Origin of the sequence: Streptomyces sp. NPDC007264 (assembly GCF_042869095.1) — a bacterium.
In the GTDB taxonomy this organism is placed as follows: Bacteria; Actinomycetota; Actinomycetes; order Streptomycetales; family Streptomycetaceae; genus Streptomyces.
The window spans coordinates 47425-71384 of the sequence record NZ_JBIAFD010000019.1 but is presented as its reverse complement, the minus strand read 5'-3'; the positions used below and the strand labels follow the sequence as shown (position 1 = coordinate 71384).

Sequence of the window (23960 nt, the reverse complement as noted above, 5' to 3'; positions counted from 1 at the left end):
ACGGCGCGGTCCTTCAGGCCCCTGCCGGACAGGCCGGCGCCCACCAGGCCGACGGCATGGACGGCGGCATGGACGGCGGCATGGACGGCGGAAGGCCCCGCCCGGCGAACCGGGCGGGGCCTTCGGCACGTACCTGCCGCCCGCTTGCCGTGGGGTTACCCGAGCAGCGCCGGGATGGTGCCCTCGTGCGCCTCGCGCAGCTCCTCCAGGGACAGCTCGAACTCGCCCTGCACCTCCACCGAGGCACCGTCCACGACACCGATGCGGGCGGCGGGCAGCCCCCGCGCGCCGCACATGTCGTTGAAGCGGATCTCCTCGGAGCGCGGCACGGCCACGACCGCGCGGCCGGCCGATTCCGAGAAGAGGAAGGTGAAGGCGTCGAGCCCGTCCGGCACGACCAGCCGCGCGCCCTTGCCGCCGAGCAGCGCCGACTCCACGACCGCCTGGATCAGGCCGCCGTCGGACAGGTCGTGCGCCGAGTCGATCATGCCGTCGCGGGAGGCCGAGATGAGGATCTCGGCCAGCAGCCGCTCGCGCTCCAGGTCGACCTTCGGGGGCAGACCGCCGAGGTGGTCGTGGATCACCTGCGACCAGGCCGAGCCGCCGAACTCCTCCCGCGTGTCGCCGAGGAGGTAGAGCAGCTGGCCCTCCTCCTGGAAGGCGACGGGCGTGCGCCGGGCGACGTCGTCGATGACGCCCAGGACCGCCACGACCGGCGTGGGGTGGATGGCCGCCTCACCGGTCTGGTTGTAGAGGGAGACGTTGCCACCGGTCACCGGGGTGCCCAGCTGCAGGCAGCCGTCCGCGAGCCCGCGGACGGCCTCCGCGAACTGCCACATCACGGCCGGGTCCTCGGGCGAGCCGAAGTTCAGGCAGTCGGAGACGGCGAGCGGCTTGGCCCCGGTGGTCGCCACGTTGCGGTACGCCTCGGCGAGCGCGAGCTGCGCGCCCGCGTACGGGTCGAGCTTCGCGTACCGGCCGTTGCCGTCGGTCGCGAGGGCGACACCGAGCCCCGACGCCTCGTCGATGCGGATCATCCCCGAGTCCTCGGGCTGGGCGAGCACCGTGTTGCCCTGCACGAAGCGGTCGTACTGGGAGGTGATCCACGCCTTGGACGCCTGGTTGGGGGAGCCGACCAGCTTCAGGACCTGCTCGCGCAGCTCCTCGCCGGTCTGCGGGCGCGGAAGCTCGTTCGCGTCGTCGGCCTGAAGGGCGTCCTGCCACTCCGGACGGGCGTACGGGCGCTCGTACACCGGGCCCTCGTGCGCGACCGTCCGCGGGTCGACGTCGACGATCTTCCCGCCGTGCCAGTAGATCTCCAGCCGGTCGCCGTCCGTCACCTCGCCGATCACGGTGGCGATGACGTCCCACTTGTCGCAGATCTCGAGGAAGCGGTCGACCTTGTCCGGCTCGACGACCGCGCACATCCGTTCCTGCGACTCGCTCATGAGGATCTCCTCGGGCGAGAGCGTCGAGTCGCGCAGGGGCACGTCGTCCAGGGTCACGCGCATGCCGCCGGAGCCGTTGGAGGCCAGCTCGGAGGTGGCACACGACAGACCGGCCGCGCCCAGGTCCTGGATGCCCACGACCAGCTTCTCCCGGAACGCCTCCAGGGTGCACTCGATGAGCAGCTTCTCCTGGAAGGGGTCGCCGACCTGGACGGCGGGGCGCTTGGACGGCTTGGCGTCGTCGAAGGTCTCGGAGGCGAGGATCGAGGCACCGCCGATGCCGTCGCCGCCCGTGCGGGCGCCGTACAGGACGACCTTGTTGCCCGCGCCGGACGCCTTCGCGAGGTGGATGTCCTCGTGCCGCATCACCCCGACACAGCCGGCGTTGACCAGCGGGTTGCCCTGGTAGCAGGCGTCGAAGACGACCTCGCCGCCGATGTTGGGCAGGCCCAGGCAGTTGCCGTAGCCGCCGATGCCCGCGACGACGCCCGGCAGCACGCGCTTGGTGTCGGGGTGGTCGGCCGCGCCGAAGCGGAGCGGGTCCACGACGGCGACCGGGCGGGCACCCATCGCGATGATGTCGCGCACGATGCCGCCGACGCCGGTCGCGGCGCCCTGGTAGGGCTCGACGTACGACGGGTGGTTGTGCGACTCGACCTTGAAGGTGACGGCATAGCCCTGGCCGACGTCCACGACACCGGCGTTCTCGCCGATGCCGACGAGCAGGGCGTCGTTCTCGGGGGCCTTCTCGCCGAACTGGCGGAGGTGGACCTTGGAGGACTTGTACGAGCAGTGCTCGGACCACATGACCGAGTACATGGCGAGCTCGGCGCCGGTGGGGCGGCGGCCCAGGATCTCCACGATCCGCTCGTACTCGTCCTTCTTCAGACCGAGTTCGGCCCAGGGCAGCTCGGCGTCGGGGGTCGCGGCCGCGTGCTCGACCGTGTCCAGAGGCGTCCGGCTCATGTGGTGACCAGCTTCTTGAGGATCGAGGTGAAGAACGGGAGGCCGTCGCTGCGGCCGGTGCCGATCAGCGGCTCGACGGCGTGCTCGGGGTGCGGCATGAGGCCCACGACGTTGCCGGCCTCGTTGGTGATGCCGGCGATGTCGCGGAGCGAGCCGTTGGGGTTGAAGTCGACGTAGCGGAAGGCGACCCGCCCCTCGGCCTCCAGCTTGTCGAGCGTGTACTCGTCGGCGACGTACCGGCCGTCCATGTTCTTCAGCGGAATGTGGATCTCCTGGCCGGGCGTGTAGTCGCCGGTCCAGGTGGTCCCCGCGTTCTCCACCCGCAGCTTCTGGTCGCGGCAGATGAAGTGGAGGTGGTTGTTGCCGAGCATCCCGCCCGGGAGGAGGTGGGCCTCGGTGAGGATCTGGAAGCCGTTGCAGATGCCGAGTACGGGGAGGCCGGCCTTCGCCTGCTCGATGACGGTCTCCATCACCGGCGAGAAGCGCGAGATGGCGCCGGCGCGCAGATAGTCGCCGTAGGAGAATCCGCCCGGCAGCACCACGGCGTCGACCTGCTTGAGGTCCTTGTCCTTGTGCCAGAGCGCGACGGGTTCCGCACCGGCGAGACGGATCGCGCGCTGCGTGTCCCGGTCGTCCAGGCTGCCGGGGAAAGTGACGACGCCAATACGAGCGGTCACTTTGCGGCCTCCGCGACTTCCTCCACCTTGACGGTGAAGTCCTCGATCACGGTGTTGGCGAGGAAGGATTCCGCGAGATCATGGATGCGGGCGAGGGCGGCGTCGTCGACGGGCCCGTCCACCTCGAGTTCGAACCGCTTTCCCTGACGTACGTCGGAGATGCCTTCGAAACCCAGCCGCGGCAGTGCGCGCTGCACCGCCTGGCCCTGGGGGTCGAGGATCTCCGGCTTGAGCATGACGTCGACTACGACGCGTGCCACTGGCACTCCCGGTGTGTGGTGCTGAGCAGGTCCCTTCAGACTACCCGCACGGAATTTCTACTCGCGTAGATTCGTAGTATCCTACGTGACCACCATCACGATCCGGCATCGGCGCGGGCCCTCACACGGAAAATCCTCGGAAAAATCGCAGAAGGGCGACAGTCGGTCATTGCCCGTGGACACGCGGAAGTATTCCTCCGGGCTTCCCAATGCATTGCCGAGCACTGTACAAAGGAAAAGGCAATAGCCGATACTTTGCTCAATTACTGCCGGACAGTCGACATCTCCTCGACATACCCCGGACGTCTGTGCACGTCATGGTGTGATCGCTGAGGTGCCGCACGAAGGGACCGATATTCGTGGCGCAGCGTGTCGTGGTCACTCTCTTTGACGACATCGACGGCTCAGAAGCGGCGGAAACGATCGTCTTCGGACTGGACGGCAAGTCGTACGAGATCGACCTCAATCAAGCCAATGCCAAGAAACTGCGTAAGGCGCTGGCACCCTACGTCGAGGCCGGCCGCAAGAAGGCCAAGTCCGGGAAGACGTACACGCACACGGCACTGACCCCCGACCCGGCCGCGGTCCGGGCCTGGGCACGCTCCCACCAGATGGACGTGCCGCCGCGGGGCCGCATCCCGAAGAAGGTGTACGAGGCGTTCGCGCAGGCCCACTGAGCCGTGCGGCGGCCGGCCGCCGGGCCCCTGGTTCGGCGGCCGGCCGCGTCGGCCCCGGACGCCCCACCGGGCCCCGCACGCAACCGACTTGCACAGCACCCCTGCTGATCAGCTAGAGTCTGGAGCACGCCGAGGGGCAAGGCCGGAAGGCCGAGACCCGAGGAATCGTGCGGGTGTAGTTCAGTAGTAGAACACCCCCTTTCCAAGGGGGAGGCGCAGTGTGCAATCCCTGTCACCCGCTCCACGGCACCGGTCCCACCATTCATGGGGTCCCCCTGCTCGAGCTTGTCGAGAGCCGGGGAGACGATCAGGTAGGCTGGTGCCCGCACCGATCGGTGAAAGCCGGTCGGGGGCCATGCGGACGTAGCTCAGTTGGTAGAGCGCAACCTTGCCAAGGTTGAGGTCGCGAGTTCGAGCCTCGTCGTCCGCTCCAGGAAGAAGGGCCCCGGTCGGACGACCGGGGCCCTTCTCGCGCGCCCCGCCCGCAACGCGCCGCCACCGCCATACCGTTGCGGGCGCTGCATACCGGCGCGCGGCTGCGCCGGACCCTCGTCGGCCGGGGCGGCCCATGTGAGGGTCACCACATCCTCGGGCGCCGAACTGCCCGGGAAGCACCTGTGGATCGTGCCCCGCCACGGGCGGCCGGCGCATCCGGAGCGGGCGCGGGAGGCGGGTGCGCGCGGCGTCGGGGCCGAGACCGTCCGTGCCCGGCGGCGCGCGGAGACCTCCGTACGGTGCGGGCGGAAACCGCCGCAGGACAGCCGAGTTGGCCGCGCCGGCCCTCTCCGTCCGGGGTTCCCGGGCGGCCGCGGCGGACGGCCGGGGCCTCCGTGTCCGCCGCGGCCGGGACGCCCGTGGCGGAGCTCGCCGAGCGGACCGCACGGTCGTGCCGGACCGCGCGCGACGACCTTCCAACGGCCTTCCGCGCCCGGGGCGGCGGACCGTCGTGCGGCAGTGTGTCCCGCACCGGCAGCGCGGTTGGGTATAGTTGCTGTCGCGCAGCGCGCAGTGCGGACGTAGCTCAGTTGGTAGAGCGCAACCTTGCCAAGGTTGAGGTCGCGAGTTCGAGCCTCGTCGTCCGCTCGTGAGAGAAGCCCCCCGGCCCGGGCCGGGGGGCTTCTTCGTGTGTCCGGACCGTGGGGGCCGTCACCGGGTGGGCCCCACGACCGGGAGGGCCGGTCGCCGGCCCCACCCGGTGACGGCTACGACCAGCGAAGGCCGGTCAGGCGCTCGTACGCCTCCACGTACTTCGCCCGGGTCGCCTCCACGATCTCCCGCGGCAGCGGCGGCGGGGGCTGCTCGCTCGTGCGGTCCCAGCCGGAGGCGGGGGAGGTGAGCCAGTCCCGCACGAACTGCTTGTCGAAGGACGGCTGGGCGCGGCCCGGCTGCCACCGGTCGGCCGGCCAGAAGCGCGAGGAGTCCGGGGTGAGGACCTCGTCGGCGAGGACGAGGGTGTCGCCGTCGTAGCCGAACTCGAACTTGGTGTCCGCGAGGATGATCCCGCGGTCGCGGGCGATGTCGCGGGCGCGCCCGTAGACGGCGAGGGTGGCCTGCCGCAGGAGGGCGGCGGTCTCGGAGCCGACCTGGCGGGCGACCTCCTCGTAGGAGACGTTCTCGTCGTGCTCCCCGACCGCGGCCTTGGTCGCGGGGGTGAAGATCGGCGCGGGCAGTTCCGAGCCGTCGACCAGGCCCTCGGGCAGGGCGAGGCCGCAGACGGTGCGGGATTCCTTGTACTCGGCGAGACCCGAACCGGTGAGGTAGCCGCGGGCCACGCACTCCACCGGGACCATGCGCAGCGACTTGCAGACCAGGGTGCGGCCGGCCCAGTCGGCGGGCGCGCCGGGCGGGAGCTCGCTGCTCAGGACATGGCTCGGGACCAGGTCGGTGAGCTGGTCGAACCACCACAGCGACAGCTGGGTGAGGATCCGGCCCTTGTCCGGGATCTCGGTCGGCAGCACCCAGTCGAACGCCGACGTGCGGTCGCTGGCGACCATGACGAGGTCGCCCGCATCGTTCTGGTACAGATCGCGCACCTTTCCGGTGTGCAGATGCACCAGACCCGGCACCTGCACGGGCTCGGGCTTTTCGACGAATCCGGACACGGTTCCTCCCCGTGGTTCTTTCTCTTGCCTCGATTCTCCCGTATGCGGGCGGAGAACCCGTGCAGGGGGGCCGGTACGGAGGGACTCAGTCCCGTTTGCAGATGCGGTCCAGAAGGTTCGCGGTCGCCTGCTGGACACGGGCGTCCACGTGGCCGGGGCGGTCCAGCGCGGGGGACCAGGCGAACGTTCCGGCCGCGAAGACCAGTGCGCCGGAGGGAGCGCGGTAGAGAGAGGACTCCTGGTGGCGCAGGGCGCCGTCGCCGTCGCGGTAGGGGGAGTGGGCGAGCAGGATGCGGCCCTGGTGCTCGGGCAGCGGCGCGCGCGGGAAGTAACGGTCCGCCTCTCCGGCGACCATGCCCTCCAGTTCGTCGCCCTCGTGGGCTCCCGTCGACTCCCACAGCCAGTGGCCGGCGTTGCGCACGACCAGAGGGTGGGGCTCGGGCACCCGGCCCGCGTACTGGATGCCGACCAGTTCCTGCTCGGGACGGTCGATCTCCCGCCACAGCACGGGCCTGCCGGGGCCCCGCCGCTTGCGGCAGGTGAGCAGCCGGTCGGGGACGCCGGACGGGGACGGGCCCAGCTCCACCTGCCAGTACATGGTGTTGGCGGAGAGGAAGACGAGCGAGGTGCCGTGATCGCGGGCGAGCTCCACGGTGCGGCGCATCGCGGCCGACCAGTACTCGTCGTGGCCCGGGAAGACGAGGCCGCGGTAGCGGGTGGGGTCGACGCGGCCGGCGTGCAGATCGCACGCGTCGGCGTAGGCGAGGTCGTAGCCGTAGCGCTCGGCCCAGCGGATGACGTCGTAGGCGTGGCCGACGTGCAGGGGAAGTCCCGCGCCGGCGTACGGGCGGTCGAAGGAGACCGTGGTGGCGGCGTCCGCCTCGCCGAGCAACCGGCCGTGCTCGTCCCAGGCGTGGTACAGGCTGGCGCCGGTACGGCCGTCCTCCGGGTACAGGTTGTACGCCTGCCACGTGATGTCCGGGAGCAGCAGGAGGAGGTCCGCCGGACGGTTGTCGCGCACCGTGAAGGGCACGTGGGAGCGGTAGCCGTCGGCGGTGGTGAGGACGGCGACGTAGGCGCCGATGTTCCAGTACGAGGGAACCTGCAGTCGCCAGGAGAGCCACCAGTGGTGGCAGGACACCGTCCGGTCGGCGGTGAGCGCGGGCGGCTGCACGATGCCGGAGAGACGCGGACTGGTGGTGATCTTGGCCGCTCCGTCGCCGCCGTAGTGACCGATCCGGTAGATGTCGACGGCGAACTCCTGGGGCGGGTCGACCGTGATGCGGAAGTCGATGGCCTCGCCGGGGGCGACCGCTCCGGTGGAGGTGAAGCCCTTGATCTGCCGGTGGACGTCGTCTGCGGAGCGCGGGCCGCTGCTGCGGGGGGCCGGGATGCGCGCCCCTGCGGGGCCCTGGGCGGGGACGTGGGGCGGGGCCGGGTCCACGTACCAGGGGACCACATGGCCCGTGTCGTCGAAGTAGGTCTCGCTGCCCCGGAGCCAGGGCACCGGGCCCAGGCCGAAGGGGTCCGACACGGCGTGCGCGAGGGCGCCCGACTCCCAGCGGCGAATGTGTTCCGACCCCATGATTCCCCTCCCTCATCCCCCGCGAGCGGTATCGGCGTCCTTCGTGTGCCTCGTGTGCCTCGCCTTGTGCGCGATCGGTCCCAGCACATCACATTACGCACGCACTCCGTCACCGTTCGTCGCGAATTGACGTGAACGGAGTGGGAGCCTCCGGCCAGCAGTCGGGGTTGCGGCGGCGCGATACAGGGTGTTGTCGCAGGTGGGGGAGGGAAAGGGGAGCGGCTGTCGCCGGACCCTCGTCGAGGGCCGACCGGGGCGGACCGGGGCTGGCGGGCGTCCGGCGCACCCTCTCCGAGGGCCGACCGGGGCGGACCGGGGCTGGCGGGCGTCCGGCGCACCCGCGCCGGGCCTGCGGGGAGGAGCCGGTCCCGGGCGCCGGACCGGGGCACCGGACCAGGGGCCGGTCCAGGGCCGGTCCAGGGCCGGTCCAGGGCCGGTCCAGGGGCCGGTCCAGGGGCCGGATCAGGGCCGGTCCAGGGGCCGGACCGGGGCGTTGCCGCCCGGCGGGGCAGCCGGTGTCATACCAGCCGGACCGGCTTGTCCGGGCGTATGCCCAGCTGAAGGAGCCAGGTGCGCAGCGGGGCCGGGTCGCCCTCCTCGACGAGCGAGAGGACCTGGGGCGCCAGGTCGGTCGCCCGTTCGCCCCTGACCAGGAGGGACGGACCGTCCAGCCAGTCGAGCCCCGGCACCGCCCCCGCGGTGTCCATCGCGGCGCAGCACACCATCGCGGTGACGTGGTCGATGAGCAGTTCCCGGCCGGTGCGGGGCGGCTGGAGCGGGAACAGCGGGAGCGTGGCGTCGTCCCACAGCGTGCCGTCCGCCGGCGGCTGTCCCGCGGAGGCTCCGCCCGGTATCGCCTCCTCGGTCACCTCCTCCCGGGCCAGTTCGGCGCTGAGCCCGGCGGCGAGAACCGCCGTGCGCGCGCTCGCGACGGCGCCGTCGTCGTCAAGGACGGCCACGCCCTCCCGCACGCCACCCTCCCGCACGCCGCCCTCGCCCTCGGCCGCCCGGACCGTCAGGTACTCCAGCACGCGCTCCAGCGTCGGCCCGTCCGCGCCCGGTGCCGTCCTGCGGCGGGTGTGGCGGGCGCCCAGGGCGTTGAGGACACGGTGGAGGCGTGCCGCGTCCGTGCGCCATTTGCGGTCGACGACCTCGTCCGGATACTCCTGCCAGTTCACCGGGGCCCAGTCGGGGCCGGACTCGGCCCGGCTCCCGTGGAAGAGACGGGCGGCGAGCAGCGACGCGGCCTCGTCCACCACGCCGGGCTCTTCGAGCAGGTCACAGGCCGGGCGCTCACCCAGCCGGGAGGTGAAGCCTTCGGCCAGACGGTCCCGGCGGGACAGCTCCGTGAGCGCCGCGACCACACCGGCGTCCAGACGCGAGGGCCAGCGGCCCATCCGCCAGGCCGGCAGCGCAACCCGTGTCAGGAGCCGGTCCCAGCCCGCATAGGCCAGGCCCACCTGCTCCTGGGCGACGATTCGCAGTCCGTAGTCCACAGCCTGTGCACGCTCGGCCGCGGCCGCCGCCACTCCCCGTTCCATCTCCGCGGCGTGCCCCCGGCAGCTCCGCAGCAGCAGGCGGGCCACCCAACCGGTCCCGGCCAGCACCGCACGGGTCACGGGGCCGCGCGCTGGCGCGGACGTCACCGCCACCGCGGCGTCCAGCCCTCGTATGAAACGGCGCGCCGCCGCTATGTCCGGGTGCGCCGACGGTCCCGTACCGGCGACGACCGGGGCGAGGACCGCACGCAGCTCACCCACCCGCATCCACCACAGGAAGGGCGAGCCGATGACGAGCACGGGCGCGACGGAGGCCCGGTGGTGCCGGGTGGTGGGCAGTCCCCGTATCCCCCGCGCCCACGGTGCCCCGGTCCCGTCACCGGAGCCGGACGGCGGCGGGCCGTGGGCGGGGTGGGTACGGTCCTCCAGCCAGCTGTCGCAGTCCGGCGTGAGCGCTATCGCCGAGGGGGCGGGGACGTCGAGGCGGTCGGCCAGGTCCCGGACCATTCGGTACAGGTCGGGCGCCGCGGTCTCGCTGATCGGGACCGTGGGGCTCACGGCCGGTCGGGCCCGGGTGACGACGAGGGCGATGCCGGCGGCGCAGAGCAGGACGACCGCGGCGATGCCGGTCACCACCCAGCGCGCGATCCCCCAGCGTCCACCGCTGATGTGGCCGGTGGCACCCCCCGCGAGCAGCACGACGGCGACGGCGGCGGGCAGCAGGGCGACGGCCAGCGCCCTGCTGCGGATCCGCAGCACGGCGAGAGCCCGGGAACGCGCGGCCTGCGCGCCCGCTTCCACGGCCATACCGGTCACGATCGGACGTCACCCCCTCTGTCCCGCCTCCGACCCACGCGACGCGCCCTGTGACGATGCACGTCACAGAGGTCGCCGGTGGATGCCCGTGCGTTGCTCACTCCCCCACTGTGGCACCCGTCACCGACATCGCAATGCCGGTGGGCCAAGTGCCGGAACGCTTGCGCCGCACCCTAGTTGGGGCCCCGGCCCTCGTCAGCCGGATGGGTCACCGCTCACTCGATGGAATGGCTTTGGGGAGAGGTGGATGACGCAGGGCGAGGAGCAGGCCCAGGGTCGTATGCCCTGGCACAAGCGGAGGATCCCGACCCCGGAGACGGATTCGGGGCCCACGGGGTTCACCGCCCGGCCGGATCGCCGGGCGGGACGCCCGGCCGGTGCATCGGGCCGCGTACCCGGCCGGAGTAACGGGCCGCGTACCCGGCCGGGCCGTCGGTCGGCGTGCCGTGCCGCGGCACGGGACGCCGACCACGGCAGCGGGTGCCCGACCACCGCACAGGACACGGGGCCTGGGGCATGGGGCATGGGGCATGGGGCATGGGCCACTGGGCCATGGCGCAGGGCATCGGGCCCGTGCCTCGCGTACCGAACGCGGCGGTGCGCCGGACTGCGCGGTGCGTCGGGCCGGCACGGCGGCGCACGCCGGGCCCGGCGGCCGGATCAGACGCCGGCGCCCGCTGCCTTGGCCGCGATGTCCGTACGGTGCTGGGAACCCTCGAGTCCGATGCGGCCCACGGCCGCGTACGCCCGGCTGCGCGCCTCGGCGAGGTCCGCGCCGGTCGCGGTGATCGACAGCACGCGGCCGCCCGCGCTCACCACCGCGTCGCCCTCACGCCTCGTCCCGGCGTGCAGGACGTATGCGTGCGGGGCGTCCTGGGCCGCCACCTCGTCGAGCCCGGTGATCGGGTCGCCGGTGCGCGGGGTCCCCGGGTAGTTGTGGGAGGCGACGACCACGGTGACGGCCGCGTCGTCGCTCCAGCGCAGGGGCTCCAGATCGGCGAGGGTGCCGTTCGCGGCGGCCAGCAGCACGCCGGCCAGCGGGGTCTTCAGACGGGCGAGGACGACCTGGGTCTCGGGGTCGCCGAAGCGGGCGTTGAACTCGATGACCCGGACGCCCCGCGAGGTGATCGCCAGCCCCGCGTACAGCAGTCCGGAGAACGGGGTGCCACGACGGCGCATCTCGTCGACGGTCGGCTGCAGAACGGTCTGCAGGACCTCCTCGACCAGCTTCGGGTCGGCCCACGGCAGCGGCGAGTAGGCGCCCATGCCGCCGGTGTTGGGCCCCTCGTCGTTGTCGAGGGCGCGCTTGAAGTCCTGGGCGGGCTGGAGCGGGAGGACCGTCTCGCCGTCCGTGATGGCGAACAGGGACACCTCGGGGCCGTCGAGGAACTCCTCGATGACGACGCGCTCGCAGTGGGCCGCGTGCGCCTTCGCCGCCTCCAGGTCGGGCGTGACGACCACGCCCTTGCCGGCGGCGAGCCCGTCGTCCTTCACGACGTACGGGGCGCCGAAGGCGTCGAGGGCCGTGGCGGCCTCGGCGGCGTTCGTGCAGACGTACGAACGGGCCGTCGGCACGCCCGCGGCCGCCATCACGTCCTTCGCGAAGGCTTTGGAACCCTCCAGCTGCGCGGCCTCCCGGGAGGGGCCGAAGACGGGGATGCCGGCCTCGCGCACGGCGTCGGCGACACCCGCGACGAGCGGCGCCTCCGGGCCGACGACGACCAGCCCGGCGTCGAGCTCGCCGGCCAGCGCGGCCACGGCCTTGCCGTCGAGGGCGTCGACCTGGTGCAGCCGGGCCACCTCGGCGATGCCCGCGTTGCCGGGGGCGCAGTGCAGCTCGGTGACGGCGGGGTCGAGGGAGAGGGAACGGCACAGGGCGTGTTCGCGGGCACCGTTGCCGATGACGAGGACCTTCACGGGGGTCAGCCTAACCGGCGGAGACGCACGGCCTTGTGCGGGCCGCCGAAGGAGGCGTGGGCGACGGTGTGTGGCTTCGTCCGGAGAACGGCCGCTCGCCGCTCTCCGGACCAGTGCTTCCGGCCCCGGCCGGGCCCGGCCGGGGCCGCCCGTGCGGGACGGCCGCCGTCCTACTCGTGGGAGATCTCCTCCACCACCGTGGCACCCAGCTCGCGGACGATCAGTTCGTGGCCCGACAGAGCCGACTCGTCGAGATCGGGGTCGTCGTCCTCGGGCATGTCGTCCTCGGGCGCGACCACGCGCCGCTGCGGCACGGGCGGCGAGGCCGCGGCGGGGGCCGCCGAGGCGGGACCCGGAGCCGGAGCCGCCGGGACGGCGGGTGCGGCCGGACGCGCCGCCGGGGCGGACTGCGAGGGCTCGGGACGCACGGCGGCCGGTGCGACGCCGGCGCCGTGGCGACCGCCTCCGCCGTTGAAGCCGCCGCCGGGACCGGGGCCCGCGGGCGGCGGGGCCGAGCCGCCGGACGGGTCGACGACCGCCTCGATCTTCCACTGCACGTTGAACTGCTCGGCCAGCGCCTGGCGCAGGACGTCCTCGCTGCCGCTGCTCGCGAAGTTGTCCCGCGCGCCCGCGTTCACGAAGCCGAGCTGCAATATCGTCCCGTCGAAGCCGACGACCTGCGCGTTCTGGCTGAGCAGGATCCAGGTGAAACGACGGCGGTTCTTCACGGCCTCCAGGATGTTCGGCCACAGCATGCGGGGGTCGAGCCCGCCCGGTGCCGACGCGGGCGCCGCGGCCGGAGCGGACGCGGGCGGTGGGGTGGGCGTTGCCGTCGGCTGCGGGGGCGCGGCCGGGGACTGCCGGCCGCCCGCCGGCGCCGCAGTGGGCCATCCACCGGGCCGTCGACCACCGCCGGTGGGAGCAGCGGTGGGCCAGGAGCCGGGAGCCGCGGAGGCCGGAGCGGCCGCGGCCGCGGCCGCGGCCTGCGGCGGGGGCGCCGGGGCGGCGGGCACGGAGTCCCGTGACACGGCCGGCGGCCCGGGGACGGACGTCGCCCCACCGTCGGCCGTTCCCGGTCCCGTACCCGCACCCGCACTCGCACTCGCACCCGCACTCGGCGCGCCGCCGGTCGCTGCGGCGCCTCCGCCGTTCCGCACGGCGGCGCGGGCCGCCGCGGCGCCACCGCCGGGTGCGGCGGGCGCCGCCCCCTGGAGCCCCGGTCCCCCGGGCGTCCCGCCGTGCGCCTCGGGGCCCGGCACATATCCCATGGCCGGTCCCGCGCCACCGCCGGAGAAGTCGACGCCCCGCTCGAGCCGGTCCAGGCGGGCCATGACCGACCGCTCGTCCCGGTAGGCGGCGGGCAGCAGCACCCGCGCGCAGATCAGTTCGAGCTGCAGCCGGGGCGAGGTGGCCCCCCGCATCTCGGTGAGGCCCTCGTTGACGAGATCGGCGGCGCGGCTCAGCTCGGCCGGGCCGAAGACGCCCGCCTGCGCCTGCATCCGCTCCAGCACGTCGGCCGGGGCGTCGATGAGGCCCTTCTCGGCGGCATCGGGCACGGCGGCGAGGATCACCAGGTCCCGCAGCCGCTCCAGCAGATCGGCGACGAACCGCCGCGGATCGTTGCCCCCCTCGATCACGCGGTCGACGACCTCGAAGGCGGCGGCTCCGTCCCCGGACGCGAAGGCTTCGACGACGGAGTCGAGCAGCGACCCGTCCGTGTATCCGAGGAGCGAGGTGGCCATGGCGTAGGTCACACCGTCGGCACCCGCGCCCGCCAGCAACTGGTCCATGACGGACATGGAGTCACGCACGGACCCGGCACCCGCCCGCACGACCAGGGGGAGGACCCCCTCCTCGACGGGGATCTCCTCCTTCTGGCAGACCTCGGCGAGGTAGTCGCGGAGGGTCCCCGGCGGCACGAGCCGGAACGGATAGTGATGGGTCCGCGACCGGATGGTGCCGATGACCTTCTCGGGCTCGGTGGTGGCGAAGATGAACTTGAGGTGCTCCGGCGGTTCCTCGACGACCTTCAGCAGCGCGTTGAACCCCGCCGACGTGACCATGTGGGCCTCGTCGATGATGTAGATCTTGTACCGGCTGCTCGCGGGCCCGAAGAACGCCTTCTCGCGCAGGTCACGGGCGTCGTCGACACCACCGTGCGACGCGGCGTCGATCTCGATGACGTCGATGGACCCCGGCCCGTTCCTGGCCAGGTCCTGGCAGGACTGGCACTCGCCGCACGGCGTCGGGGTCGGCCCCTTCTCGCAGTTCAGGCACCGCGCCAGAATCCGCGCGCTGGTCGTCTTCCCGCAGCCGCGCGGTCCGCTGAACAGGTACGCGTGATTGACCCGGTTGTTCCGCAGCGCCTGCTGCAGCGGGTCGGTGACATGCTCCTGCCCGATGACCTCGGCGAACGACTCCGGGCGATAGCGGCGGTACAGCGCGAGAGACGACACGCATACGAGGTTATAGGCGCCCACCGACAACGTGCGGCGCCCGAGCCGCTCCCCCTCGGACCCCTTCCCGGGCGCCCGTCCCCCGCCATGCAGAAGACCCCCCACGCACCCGCCAGAGCCGACCTACCCTTGCTGCCTTCCGGCCCTGGGGGAGTTCAGTCAGATAGCGCCGCGTGAGGGGCTGGGGCCCAGCGTACCCGATCGCGGGGGCGCCGAACGAGTTCGCTAGCACTCCCCACCGTCATGTAATGTTTCCGGCGGAGGATTCGCCTAGAGGCCTAGGGCGCACGCTTGGAAAGCGTGTTGGGGGCAACCCCTCACGAGTTCGAATCTCGTATCCTCCGCTCCCGCCTGAACAGGCGAAACGGAGTGCCGGACCGCAGCTCGCGGTCCGGCATTCCGTTGTGCTCTGGTCTCAGTTTTGGTCTCATTTATTTCCGACATTCAGCCTATTTCGCTCGCACGGCGCACCGCTCCCCTGGTGACCAGCAATCGCCCATCGACGTGCGCCCCGGGCCGGGGCCCGGGGCCCCCCGAAGTAGTCGTCTGCTCGCCTCATCCCAGAGTGGGTAGCCCAGGGCGCGAGTGGCCTCGCGAAACGCAGGCAGCTGCTCAGGGGAGACCACGAGTGGGAGCGCGGTGGCCTGGGCCGGGCGCAGCCCCAACGCCTTCGCGATCCGCTTCGGCGCGCTGCCGCGCTCCCTCATCTCCCGGACCCGGGCCAGCAGTTCCTCGTCGTACGCTGTCACCGTCACAGTCGGGCACCTCCGTGTCACCCAGTGTGAAGTACAGGGTGCGCCGGCGGTGCTGCCATCCTGGGTTCGGGTGATACGGGATAAGAACCGAACGGGCAGGTCAGCATGGGTGAGACAGTGGGCGGGGCCGTCGAGCAGGTGCGAGCGCTGGTCGGTTGGGTCGGCACGGGCCGCAGGCTGACCCAGACCGGCCGTGTGACGCTTGCCGACGCGCGAGCGCTGGTGGAGGTTCTGGACACCGGCGACCGGATGGACCCGGTGATCGGAGACCGTACGTTCAAGACGAAGTCCAGCGAGGAGCTGTACCACCTCACGCTGCTGGTCGAGTGGGCGAAGGCGGCACGACTGCTGCGGACCGCGGGCGGGCGCCTGCTGCCGGTGAAGAAGAACGCCAAGCTGCTGGACCGACCCGACGAGCTACGTGGCGCGCTGTTCGCCGCGCTGCCCCACATCGGCCCGGCCGTGACGGTCTCCGGCTGGCTGGAGTCCCTGTTCACGCACGAGTACGACCGGGGCCTGCGGGCGTTGCTGCAGCAGCTGTACGCGGCCATGACCCCGGTGCCGCTCAGTGACCTGTACGAGGTGGTGTGGCAGGCGGTCAGCCCGCTGTACGTGCTCGACGACCTGTCCCCCGACCGCCTCCGGCATGTGCGTGCCGCCAACGACCACGACGTCCAACGGGTCCTGAAGGCCATGGCCTCCTTGGGCACCGTCCTCCTCACCGAGGACACCGCCGAACTGACGGCGGACGGACGCACCGAGACAGCCCGGATGCGCGGCGAGCCCGAGCCCGGCGACGCGGTGCTGCGGATCCGCGTCGAGCTCGCCGACGTGGACGATCCGCGGGTTTGGCGGCAGCTGCTGGTGCCCGCCGCCATCCACTTGGACAGGCTTCACTCCGTGATCCAGGCCGCGATGGGCTGGCAGAACTGCCATATGCACGCGTTCACCATCGACGGCGTCCAGTACGGCCGTCCCGACAGCGAACTCGGGTTCCGCGACGAGCGGACCGCCACACTGGGCGCCCTGCTCACGCCGGGTGCCCACTTCGTGTACACGTACGACTTCGGGGACTCCTGGGAGCACCTCATCACCGTGGAACAGGTCCAGCAAGCCTCAGCCGGGCTTCACTATCCGCACTGCGTGGTCGGTGCCGGGGCGTGCCCGCCCGAGGACTGCGGCGGCGGCCCCGGCTACAGCGATCTCAAAGTGATCCTCGCCGACCCCGCGCATGAGGAACACCACGACATGCTGATGTGGCTCGGACTCCGGTCCGCCGCGGAATTCTCCCCTGACCGTTTCGCGCCGGACGAGGCCAACGCGCGGCTGCTGCGCCTCACGGCACCATGAGCGACAAGCCGTCCGGCCACGCCACCACTCGCGGCTCTGGGTGCTACGGACTGGTCCACCGACCCCGCTACGCCGCGCTCAGACAAGGCGCACGGGCCGACCTCACATCCCCGACGTTCAGGTCCTGGGCGTCGGCTACACGGCAACGAGGCGCACTCTGTCGCCGCAGAGCTTCGTCATGTCGTCGATGTCCGAGGTGAGCATGACGACCGGGCGGCGCTGCCGCAGCGCCATCTCGGCCACAGCGGCGTCGATGGCGTATTTGTGACCATGAAGCCCGGCGTTGATCAGCATGGCTGAGGCGGCCTTGGCCTCCTCGTCACCGATGTGCACGATCCGGACGCCGGACAGGACCCAGGCGAGCCGCGCCTTCTCGGTCCGACGATGCACCGCTTCGATGATGGTGAGTGCGCTGATGACCACCTCCATGCCCCGCTTGCGGGCTTCGGCGATGAGGGCGACGACGGGCTCATGATCACTGACGAACTTCGACAGGCCCTCGCAGTCGAGAACGAGGGTGCCTTCGTGGCTCAGCTTGCGGCGGGCCACTGCCCCTCCTCGGCGAACACCTCGTCGAAGACCCGGCGTGCCCGCTCCTGCTCGTGCTCGGAGATCGGCCCCTGGCGGCGTTCGTAGTCGGCCAGGTACTCATCCAGGATCTGACCGCGCAGCTCGCGCTCCACCGCTTCGGTGATGAACGCGGAGAACTCACGCTTGCCGACCCGTCGGCGGATCGCCTCCGCCGTCCCCTCGGGGAGGGAGAGGCTGACCCTGGTGGCTGGCCCTTCACCGACGCTGTAAGAAATCTCGCCCATGGGGCCGACATTATCAAACAAGTAGGAATTTGGCCTGGGCGCAGCATCCGCCGAACGACGCGAGCCGCCCACCCGTCGCCTCGTGGTCTCAGTTCTGGTCTCATTCACCTACGTTCAGCCGTGTCCGGACGCCGCTGATCAGTCCGCTCCACGGCAGGTCAGGACGCCCACGACCACCTTCGAACCCCCAAACGAACATTTGGAAAGCGTGTTGGGGGCAACCCCTCACGAGTTCGAATCTCGTATCCTCCGCAGCCGCCTGTACAGGCGAAACGAAGCGGCCCCGCTGATCAAGCGGGGCCGCTTCGTTGTTCACTCAGCCGTCGGTGTCCTGGTTCTTGTCCACAGGCGGTGTTTCCGGCGCTCCCCAGACGGCTCGCTCGATCTTCCGAGCCGCCTCCTTCACCATGGGGTCGGTCACATGCAGGTACCGCGCCCGCATCCTGGCGGCGCCTCCCGCCTCCCACCCCCATGATCTGGTCGATGACCCGGTCAGGGACCCCGAGCAGCATCAGGACCGTGCCGGCCGTGTGGCGGGCGTCGTGCAGTCGACCGTCATGGACCCCCGCGTTTCCAGCAGTCGCTTCCCGTCGTGACAGTCCGTGTTCGGACTGAGCGGGCCACCCAGCCGCTCGGTGAACACGTACTCCGACTCCCCCCACAGGTTCTCGGCAGTCTCGCGCTCTCGCTCCTGCGCTTCCTTGTGAGCGCGGAGCATCACGACCAGGGCGCCGGGGAGGGGAACCCAGCAGGTTTCCGGGCTCATCTCCTTGGCCGTGAAGGAAGATGGCCGTCATGACGGGTGGGAAGAGTGAACTGAGCGAACTGCTCCACCGCGCCGGCCTGGAGGTGGTCGGGCACGGCCGGGTCTCCAACGCGCGGCCCACAGCGGCCGCTTGGCGCCCAGTGGTCGCGGGAAGCACAGAGCCCACGCTCGCGGTGCCGGGCGACCATGCCGACCTGGTCGCCGAGTTGAACCGGCAATGGCACCGAATCGCCGTCGAGCACGACGTGATCAACATGGACGGAGAGTTCCTGATCAGCGTCGCCAACCAGGGCTGCACCTGCTGCGAACATGGCCATTGGACCAAAGTGCGGCTGGCGGAGCACTGGGATCTGGCCGGGCTTCTCGGCCCGAAGGCGGGACAACCGGAGTTCGTGGCCATGTCCCTGGACGGAGAGAGCGTCCTGGGCGCCACCACCGAGGAGTACGCGGTCTGGTTCGTCGCCATCACCCCGTTCACCGACTGGCTGGAGTCGTCGGCACAGGCGCGGGCTGCGGAGAGCCCGGAGGAGCGGGAGGCCGGCTGGAACACTGTCCTGCGGCGGAAGACCGCCTCGGCCGGGCTGCACCGAGCATGGCGCGACGGGCTGGCCAGAAACCGCTTCGCGTCCTCGTCCGTGCTGCTCCGTCTCCTCGACGTTGCTCCCGAAGAGCGGCCCTCATCCTGGCTCGTCCATCGGGAACTCCCCGAAGACGTGGTCCGGGCCTGGGTCGCGCACCCCGAGTGGCGGGTACGCAAGGCGCTGGCGGAGCGATGGCAGCTCAGCGCCGAACAGCGCGCCGAACTCTTCCACGATCCCGATCCCCGTCATCGGTGGATCCTCCTCACGTGCGCAGTGGGCGGCCGATCAGCGCTCACCGCCACGACGTACGCCCAGCTCGCCGCCGATCCCAGCCCGCGCGTGCGCGCCGAGCTGGCCCTCCACCGCGACCTGCCGGTGCGGCATCTAGCCGCGCTCGCCGCCGACCCGGACCCCCAGGTACGCAAGGTGGCCGTCCCACGTGCCTGGATTCACCTGGCCCCTTCGGCGCAGGCAGCCCTCCTCGCAGACCCGGATGCCGAGGTGCGAACCGAAGCCTTCCTGCAGTACCACTGTTCCGCCCCGCTCTCGGCGGCCGACTTCGCCGAACTCCCCAGCGACGGTGCGCGAGAACGCGCTGCCCGTACCTGCCTGCTCTCCCGTGAGCTGGCCGAAGATCTCGTCCACGGCACCGAGACCGTTCTGCGCAGCGCCACCGCGCAGAACCCGAACCTGGACACCGACTTGGTGGCCCTGCTCGGCCAGGACCCGGAGCCCAACGTTCGCCGGCCGGTCTCCGTCCGCCCGGACCTCACCGAAGCGGAACGCTCCCGAATAGCCGTCGAGTTCGACCCCACCGCCCGCTGCAATCCTCTCCGGTGGGTCCGGGACCTGGAGGACGACGAGGAGGCCATGCGCCGCTGCGCCACCTCCGCGCACGTGATGCTCCGGCGCAGCGCCGCGTGCGCGAAGAACCTGCCACCCGACGTGGTCGACCTGCTGGCGCACGACGAGGACTGGGTCGTCCGGCTCTTCCTGGCCGAACACTGTGCCCAGGCGCCGGCCGACGTACTGCTGGAGATGGCGCAGAGCTGGAACGGCTACTCAGCCGCACGGATGATCGAGCACCCCAACTTCCCCCGACAGGGAACCCTGCGCTACGCGGACGATCCCAACCCCCGTACGCGCGAGTTCGCCCTCCTCGATCCGAAGTCGACCGCCGAGCTGGTGGAACGGTTCAGCCGGGACGCGGACTCAGGCATCCGCTGGCTCGCCCTGCGCGACCAGCGCCTGTCCGCCGCATCCGTGATCCGAATGCTCGACGACCCCTACCACGGCATACGGGACGAGGCAGCCGCCGACCCGCGCCTGCCCACCCGTGTCCTGGCCGCCCTCCTGCACGACACTGCGACCGCAGCCAGCGCCGCCGCCAACCCCGCCATCCCCGAAGCCGTCATGCACCACCTTCTGGATCGGTGACGGAACGCACTGTCGGTCAGACGAATTCCTGGGCGGCGCACAGGCCTACCGCCAGGGGCCGCCTCCCGTGGGAGGCGGCCCCTTGGACGGGGATGTGATCCTCGGCATCGGTACCGGCGACCCGTCTCGGCAGGATCCGTGGCATCGCCCCGTCCTCGACGGCTTGGCCCCCGCTCGGCGTCCAGGCGGACGGTCAGCGCGCCGAACAGACATTCCTTGACGAAGCCTCGGTGACGGTCATGCCGATGTCCCCGTGAGCGGGATCAGTTGGCCGGTGCGGTGACCGCCCAGTCTCCCGCGGGCAGGGACTCGGTGCCGTCGGCGGCCACGGCGGTCAGCCAGTAGTAGGACGTGGTCCCGCGCCGGACGCCGGTGTCGAAGTACTCGAAGGCACCGGCACCGAGGTCGGCGATCTTCTCGTACGCGCCGGTGGCCGGGTTCCAGCGGTGGACGCGGTAACCGCCCGCGGCCTGCGGGGCGTCCTTGCTCAGCCCGCTCCAGGTCAGCCGGTTGCCCTCGCCGCCCTCCGCGCCGGTCGCGTCGAGCGTCAGCGGCGAGCCCTCCGGTGTCGCCACGCTCGGCGTCATGTCGAGCTCGGTCGCGATCACGACCTGGGCCTCGCCGGTCCACTGGAAGGAGGAGTTCCAGGCGTCGTCGACGGCGTCGACGGCGTCGACGACGAAGCAGGTCTCCTCGCCGTCCGGGAGGACGGTGTACGAGTACGAGGTGGTGTCGGCGGACACGTAGTAGCCGGAGTAGAGGGAGCACATCCGCTCCTCCCCGTCCCCGAGCAGCTCTCCCCGGCGCACCACGTACCTCGCCAGGTCGGCGGTCGGGTTGGCGTCCCAGCGCACCTCGAAGCCGTACTCGGTCGGGGTGACGGTCACCCCGGTGACAGCGGACGGCGGGGTGAGGTCCTTACGCGTGCCGCCGACGGCGACGGACCGTGCGGACTCGTTGCCGACTGCGTCGAGGGCGGTCACCCGGTAGTAGTAGGCGGTGTCCTCGGCGGCCGAGGTGTCGACGTACGAGACCTGGTCCGTGGTGCTCCCGACCCTGGCGTACGTCCCGTCCGCACTCGGTGCACGGTACACACCGTACGACGCCGCCCCCTCGACCCCGCTCCATCCGACCCGCAGCCCCTCCGGCTCGGAGGAGGTGTTCAGTCCGGTGGGCACGGCGGGCGCGGTGCGGTCGACGGTGGTCACGGGCTGGTCGGCTGTGCCCGTCGACACGTTGCCGGCCTTGTCGTAGGCGCGGACCTCGTAGTAGTACGTCGCGCCGGTCATCGGCGGGGTGTCGGTGTACGAGGTGGCTGTTGTGGTAGTCAGCCTCGTCCAGCTGCTGCTGCCCTGGAGACGGCGGTAGACACGGTAACCGGCAAGGTCCATCTCCTTGTTCTTCGCCCAGGTCAGCCCGGCCTTGCCGGTGGTGGTGTCGTACGACGCCGAGATCCCGGTCGGGGTGAGGGGCTTGACCGTGTCGACCGTCGCCGAAGTGCGGGGCGCGTAGGAGAACTTGACGTTCGCCGTCCCGGTCCAGTTGACGAAGTCGACGCGCAGGGTGTGTTTGCCGGACGGGATGGTGACGTTGACGGTCTTCGAGACCGTGGACGAGACGTTCTTCCACAGGTCGATCTTGCGGACGCCGTCAAGGTACACACGGATGCCGTCCTGCGCGGAGGCGGTGAAGGCGAACGGGCCGCCGGAGCCGAAGTCGCGGGTCACCCCCCAGCGGACGCCGAAGTAGTTGGACGGCAGGCCGGTCGCCGGGGCGCCCGTGCCCCAGTTCTGGTCGATGACGCTGGCGCAGTCGGTCTTCTTCGGGTTGCCGGAGAAGGTGGTGTTCGTGAAGAACTCCCGCTTGAAGACGGGCGATGTGCAGGTGGTGGCGGCGGAGGCGGGGGCGGCCGTCGCGGTGAGCAGGGCGCCTGCGGTGGCGAGCACGACGGCGGTCGCGGCCGCGGCGGTCGTGCGTCTGGCTGGGGTCATCTGGTCCTTCGGTTCTGGTGCCGGAACGCCGTGATCGCGACCGTGGTCGTGATCTGCATGCCTTGAACGTCGGCGCCGAGAGATGTCCGCCGACGATGATCAAGACCCTTGAGGCGGGAGGATGGTTGTAAGGCTGGTGTGAGGCTTGCTGTCACGTGCCGGACGGTCGTCCGCCGGACGGGTCGTCTGCCGGACGGGTCGTCTGCCGGACGGGTCGTCAGTCCCAGGGCGCCGATGGCGGTTGCGTCCCGAGAAGTGGTGTACGACTCCCACTCGAACCGGATTCGCAGTACGGCTGGAGGGGCCGGTTCGTCCACGATGTCGAGGAAAGGGCGGGCCCGGCCGTCTCGGAAGAACGGCCGGGTCGGCCAGTGGGGCCAGGACTGGGCTAGGACAGCTTCCACTCACCGGTCTGGTCGGCCATCCCGGAGTCCATGGTGAACTGCGCGGTGGCCAGCTTGGAGCCCTTGGGGACCTCGAAGACGATCCACCCCAGCGCCTTGGCACCGGGCTTCAGCTTCACGTCGCTGGACATGGAGGGGCCCGCGGTGATGTCGGCGAAGGTGGACTCGAACTGCTGACCGTCGGTGTCGGTGATCTGCGCGCCGTTGCCGGGGCTGTCGCCGTAGGTCGCGGTGCCCGTGTTGACCAGCTTGAACTGGACGCCGACGTATCGCTTGCCGGACTCGGGCGTCATGAACTCGTTGCCGGGCTTCGCCGGGTCGACGACCTTGACGAGGGTGACGTCGAGCTTGCTGCCGTCCTCCATGCCCTTCAGCGCGATGGTGTCGCCGACCTCGGCGACGTCGGGCGTCGCGGTCTTCTTGGCGCTCGGCTTCTTGCCGCCGGTCTTGTTCGCCGACGCCTTGGCCTTGGGCTTGTTCGTGACGGTGTCACCGGTGTTGCAGGCGGTGAGGGCGAGCGCGCCGATGCCGACAGCGGCGACGGCGGCGACGAGTCTGGTGCGGGTGCTGTTGTTCAAGGTCTCCCCAGGGTTTCGTGGTGTGCATGTGAAGGACCCGCAAAGGAACCGTATGGTTGCATGCTCCATCGAAAGAAGTCGGCGGGCCGAAGCAACCTGGATGCCACGTCTGACGTCAGAGGTACGTCGAGGACGCATGCCGCGGTCCTCCGCGATCAACCACCCGGGAGGGGGCCAGGCGTGGGGCCGGCCGCGCAGGGAGGGACGTGCCTCAGGGCCGGCCGAGCCAGCGCAACTCGCCGGCGCGCACGCCGGCCTGGAACCGTGAGGCCGCGTCGAGGGCGTCGAGCAGGCCGGCGACGCGGCGACGGTAGGTTCGCACCGACATGCCGAGCTGCCGTGCGGCCGTCTCGTCGGTGGCGCCCGATCCCAGGGCCCGCAGGACCGTCCGGCTCTCGGCGTCGAGGTGAGGGTGCTCGCCCCGCAGCAGGACCTGGAGATCGGTGGCGGTCTCCCAGGCGGCTTCGAACAGCGCGTACACGCCGCCGACCAGGGTGGGCGCGGTGGTCAGGGTGTATTCGCGGCCGCCGGGGGCGGCGGAGCCGGCCAGGATCGCGAACCGGCGGTCGATGATGATCGTCTCGTGGGGGAGGGCGGTGGCGGCGATCCGCACCTGGGCGCCCTGGTCGACGAGCCTGCCGAGGTGCTCGCGGCTGCGCCGGTCGGCGAGCGAGGCCGGGCTGAACAGCTTGCGGATCTGCCGGATGCTCCCGTCCGGGAGCCGGTCGCCGGCGGCCTGCCGGGTCTCCGGGCGGGACCAGGTGTCGAGGTCGCGGGCGGCACAGACGAACTCCTCTCGGACGGAGGAGAAGACGTGCTCGGTACGGGCGAGGAGCTCCAGGTCACCGCGGATCGTCACGACGTCTACGTCTGCCACTTC

General features: G+C 71.4%; 16 protein-coding genes, 4 tRNA genes, 1 other RNA gene and 1 pseudogene. 7 read left to right on the top strand and 15 right to left on the bottom strand.

Features of this window, described 5'->3' with window-relative positions:
- Positions 1-155: 155 nt before the first annotated feature.
- The 3 genes from purL to purS are packed head-to-tail and all read right to left on the bottom strand — an operon-like array spanning position 156 to position 3351.
- Complete coding sequence (gene purL, locus ACFYMU_RS27690; RefSeq protein ID WP_388378580.1) at positions 156-2414, bottom strand: phosphoribosylformylglycinamidine synthase subunit PurL; 2259 nt, start codon at positions 2412-2414, stop codon at positions 156-158.
- On the bottom strand, positions 2411-3091 hold the full coding sequence (purQ, locus tag ACFYMU_RS27685) for a phosphoribosylformylglycinamidine synthase subunit PurQ (protein WP_388378577.1): 681 nt from the start codon (positions 3089-3091) through the stop codon (positions 2411-2413). The genes purL and purQ overlap by 4 nt, the downstream gene beginning before the upstream one ends.
- Entirely contained in the window at positions 3088-3351 is a 264-nt protein-coding gene (gene purS, locus ACFYMU_RS27680; protein WP_019982969.1) for a phosphoribosylformylglycinamidine synthase subunit PurS, read from the bottom strand. The genes purQ and purS overlap by 4 nt, the downstream gene beginning before the upstream one ends.
- Positions 3352-3710: 359 nt before the next feature.
- Here purS and ACFYMU_RS27675 point away from each other — a divergent pair, with 359 nt between their 5' ends.
- From ACFYMU_RS27675 to ACFYMU_RS27660, 4 genes are all read left to right on the top strand, one after another.
- Positions 3711-4028: an Lsr2 family protein gene (locus ACFYMU_RS27675; protein WP_388378574.1), complete on the top strand. Its 318-nt coding sequence runs from the start codon at positions 3711-3713 to the stop codon at positions 4026-4028.
- Between the two features lie 169 nt (positions 4029-4197).
- A tRNA-Gly gene (locus ACFYMU_RS27670) sits at positions 4198-4272 on the top strand.
- Between the two features lie 113 nt (positions 4273-4385).
- A tRNA-Gly gene (locus ACFYMU_RS27665) sits at positions 4386-4461 on the top strand.
- Between the two features lie 577 nt (positions 4462-5038).
- A tRNA-Gly gene (locus ACFYMU_RS27660) sits at positions 5039-5111 on the top strand.
- A gap of 119 nt (positions 5112-5230) precedes the next feature.
- Here the strand turns inward: ACFYMU_RS27660 and ACFYMU_RS27655 are convergent.
- The 6 genes from ACFYMU_RS27655 to ffs form a co-directional block, all read right to left on the bottom strand.
- Positions 5231-6130 (bottom strand): phosphoribosylaminoimidazolesuccinocarboxamide synthase, encoded by a 900-nt coding sequence (locus ACFYMU_RS27655; protein WP_388378571.1) that lies wholly within the window; start codon positions 6128-6130, stop codon positions 5231-5233.
- An 85-nt stretch (positions 6131-6215) separates the two neighbouring features.
- A complete protein-coding gene (locus ACFYMU_RS27650) occupies positions 6216-7715 on the bottom strand; it encodes a N,N-dimethylformamidase beta subunit family domain-containing protein (RefSeq protein WP_388378568.1) in 1500 nt (499 codons plus the stop codon).
- Positions 7716-8233: 518 nt separating this feature from the next.
- Positions 8234-10021, bottom strand: coding sequence for a hypothetical protein (locus ACFYMU_RS27645; RefSeq protein ID WP_388378565.1), 1788 nt, complete (start codon positions 10019-10021; stop codon positions 8234-8236).
- A 669-nt stretch (positions 10022-10690) separates the two neighbouring features.
- The gene (purD, locus tag ACFYMU_RS27640; RefSeq protein ID WP_388378561.1) at positions 10691-11947 is read right to left on the bottom strand and encodes a phosphoribosylamine--glycine ligase; all 1257 of its coding nucleotides are present in this window, start codon (positions 11945-11947) and stop codon (positions 10691-10693) included.
- Between the two features lie 170 nt (positions 11948-12117).
- Positions 12118-14403: a DNA polymerase III subunit gamma and tau gene (locus tag ACFYMU_RS27635; protein WP_388378558.1), complete on the bottom strand. Its 2286-nt coding sequence runs from the start codon at positions 14401-14403 to the stop codon at positions 12118-12120.
- Positions 14404-14495: 92 nt separating this feature from the next.
- Positions 14496-14586, bottom strand: an RNA gene (gene ffs, locus ACFYMU_RS27630) — signal recognition particle sRNA small type.
- A gap of 76 nt (positions 14587-14662) precedes the next feature.
- Between ffs and ACFYMU_RS27625 the strand changes: the two genes are divergently transcribed.
- Positions 14663-14747 (top strand) — tRNA-Ser (locus ACFYMU_RS27625).
- Positions 14748-15263: 516 nt separating this feature from the next.
- Positions 15264-16508, top strand: coding sequence for a plasmid pRiA4b ORF-3 family protein (locus ACFYMU_RS27620; RefSeq protein WP_388378555.1), 1245 nt, complete (start codon positions 15264-15266; stop codon positions 16506-16508).
- A 135-nt stretch (positions 16509-16643) separates the two neighbouring features.
- On the opposite strand, the gene ACFYMU_RS27615 is transcribed toward ACFYMU_RS27620, so the two are convergent.
- From ACFYMU_RS27615 to ACFYMU_RS27605, 3 genes and pseudogenes are all read right to left on the bottom strand, one after another.
- A complete protein-coding gene (locus tag ACFYMU_RS27615; RefSeq protein WP_385677596.1) occupies positions 16644-17057 on the bottom strand; it encodes a DNA-binding protein in 414 nt (137 codons plus the stop codon).
- Positions 17039-17323, bottom strand: a complete 285-nt coding sequence (locus ACFYMU_RS27610) for a hypothetical protein (protein ID WP_206346789.1) — start codon at positions 17321-17323, stop codon at positions 17039-17041. Before ACFYMU_RS27610 ends, ACFYMU_RS27615 begins: the two co-directional genes overlap by 19 nt.
- Positions 17324-17639: 316 nt before the next feature.
- Positions 17640-18068 (bottom strand): annotated as a pseudogene (locus ACFYMU_RS27605) (tyrosine-type recombinase/integrase); the annotation flags it as partial.
- Between the two features lie 50 nt (positions 18069-18118).
- Between ACFYMU_RS27605 and ACFYMU_RS27600 the strand changes: the two are divergent.
- Complete coding sequence (locus ACFYMU_RS27600) at positions 18119-20107, top strand: PE-PGRS family protein (RefSeq protein WP_388378551.1); 1989 nt, start codon at positions 18119-18121, stop codon at positions 20105-20107.
- Between the two features lie 263 nt (positions 20108-20370).
- Here the strand turns inward: ACFYMU_RS27600 and ACFYMU_RS27595 are convergent, their stop codons facing one another.
- The 3 genes from ACFYMU_RS27595 to ACFYMU_RS27585 form a co-directional block, all read right to left on the bottom strand.
- Positions 20371-22098 carry a fibronectin type III domain-containing protein gene (locus ACFYMU_RS27595; protein ID WP_388378548.1) on the bottom strand — a complete coding sequence of 576 codons (1728 nt, stop codon included), beginning with the start codon at positions 22096-22098 and terminating at the stop codon, positions 20371-20373.
- Between the two features lie 388 nt (positions 22099-22486).
- Positions 22487-23080: a DUF4352 domain-containing protein gene (locus ACFYMU_RS27590; RefSeq protein WP_388378545.1), complete on the bottom strand. Its 594-nt coding sequence runs from the start codon at positions 23078-23080 to the stop codon at positions 22487-22489.
- Between the two features lie 211 nt (positions 23081-23291).
- A complete protein-coding gene (locus ACFYMU_RS27585) occupies positions 23292-23957 on the bottom strand; it encodes a DNA-binding response regulator (RefSeq protein ID WP_388378543.1) in 666 nt (221 codons plus the stop codon).
- Positions 23958-23960: the final 3 nt, after the last annotated feature.

Coding starts and splice junctions, on each gene's coding strand:
- purL (WP_388378580.1), bottom strand. CDS start 2,414: ATGAGCCGGACGCCTCTGGACACGGTCGAGCACGCGGCCGCGACCCCC.
- ACFYMU_RS27650 (WP_388378568.1), bottom strand. CDS start 7,715: ATGGGGTCGGAACACATTCGCCGCTGGGAGTCGGGCGCCCTCGCGCAC.
- ACFYMU_RS27645 (WP_388378565.1), bottom strand. CDS start 10,021: ATGGCCGTGGAAGCGGGCGCGCAGGCCGCGCGTTCCCGGGCTCTCGCC.
- ACFYMU_RS27620 (WP_388378555.1), top strand. CDS start 15,264: ATGGGTGAGACAGTGGGCGGGGCCGTCGAGCAGGTGCGAGCGCTGGTC.
- ACFYMU_RS27610 (WP_206346789.1), bottom strand. CDS start 17,323: ATGGGCGAGATTTCTTACAGCGTCGGTGAAGGGCCAGCCACCAGGGTC.
- ACFYMU_RS27600 (WP_388378551.1), top strand. CDS start 18,119: ATGACGGGTGGGAAGAGTGAACTGAGCGAACTGCTCCACCGCGCCGGC.
- ACFYMU_RS27595 (WP_388378548.1), bottom strand. CDS start 22,098: ATGACCCCAGCCAGACGCACGACCGCCGCGGCCGCGACCGCCGTCGTG.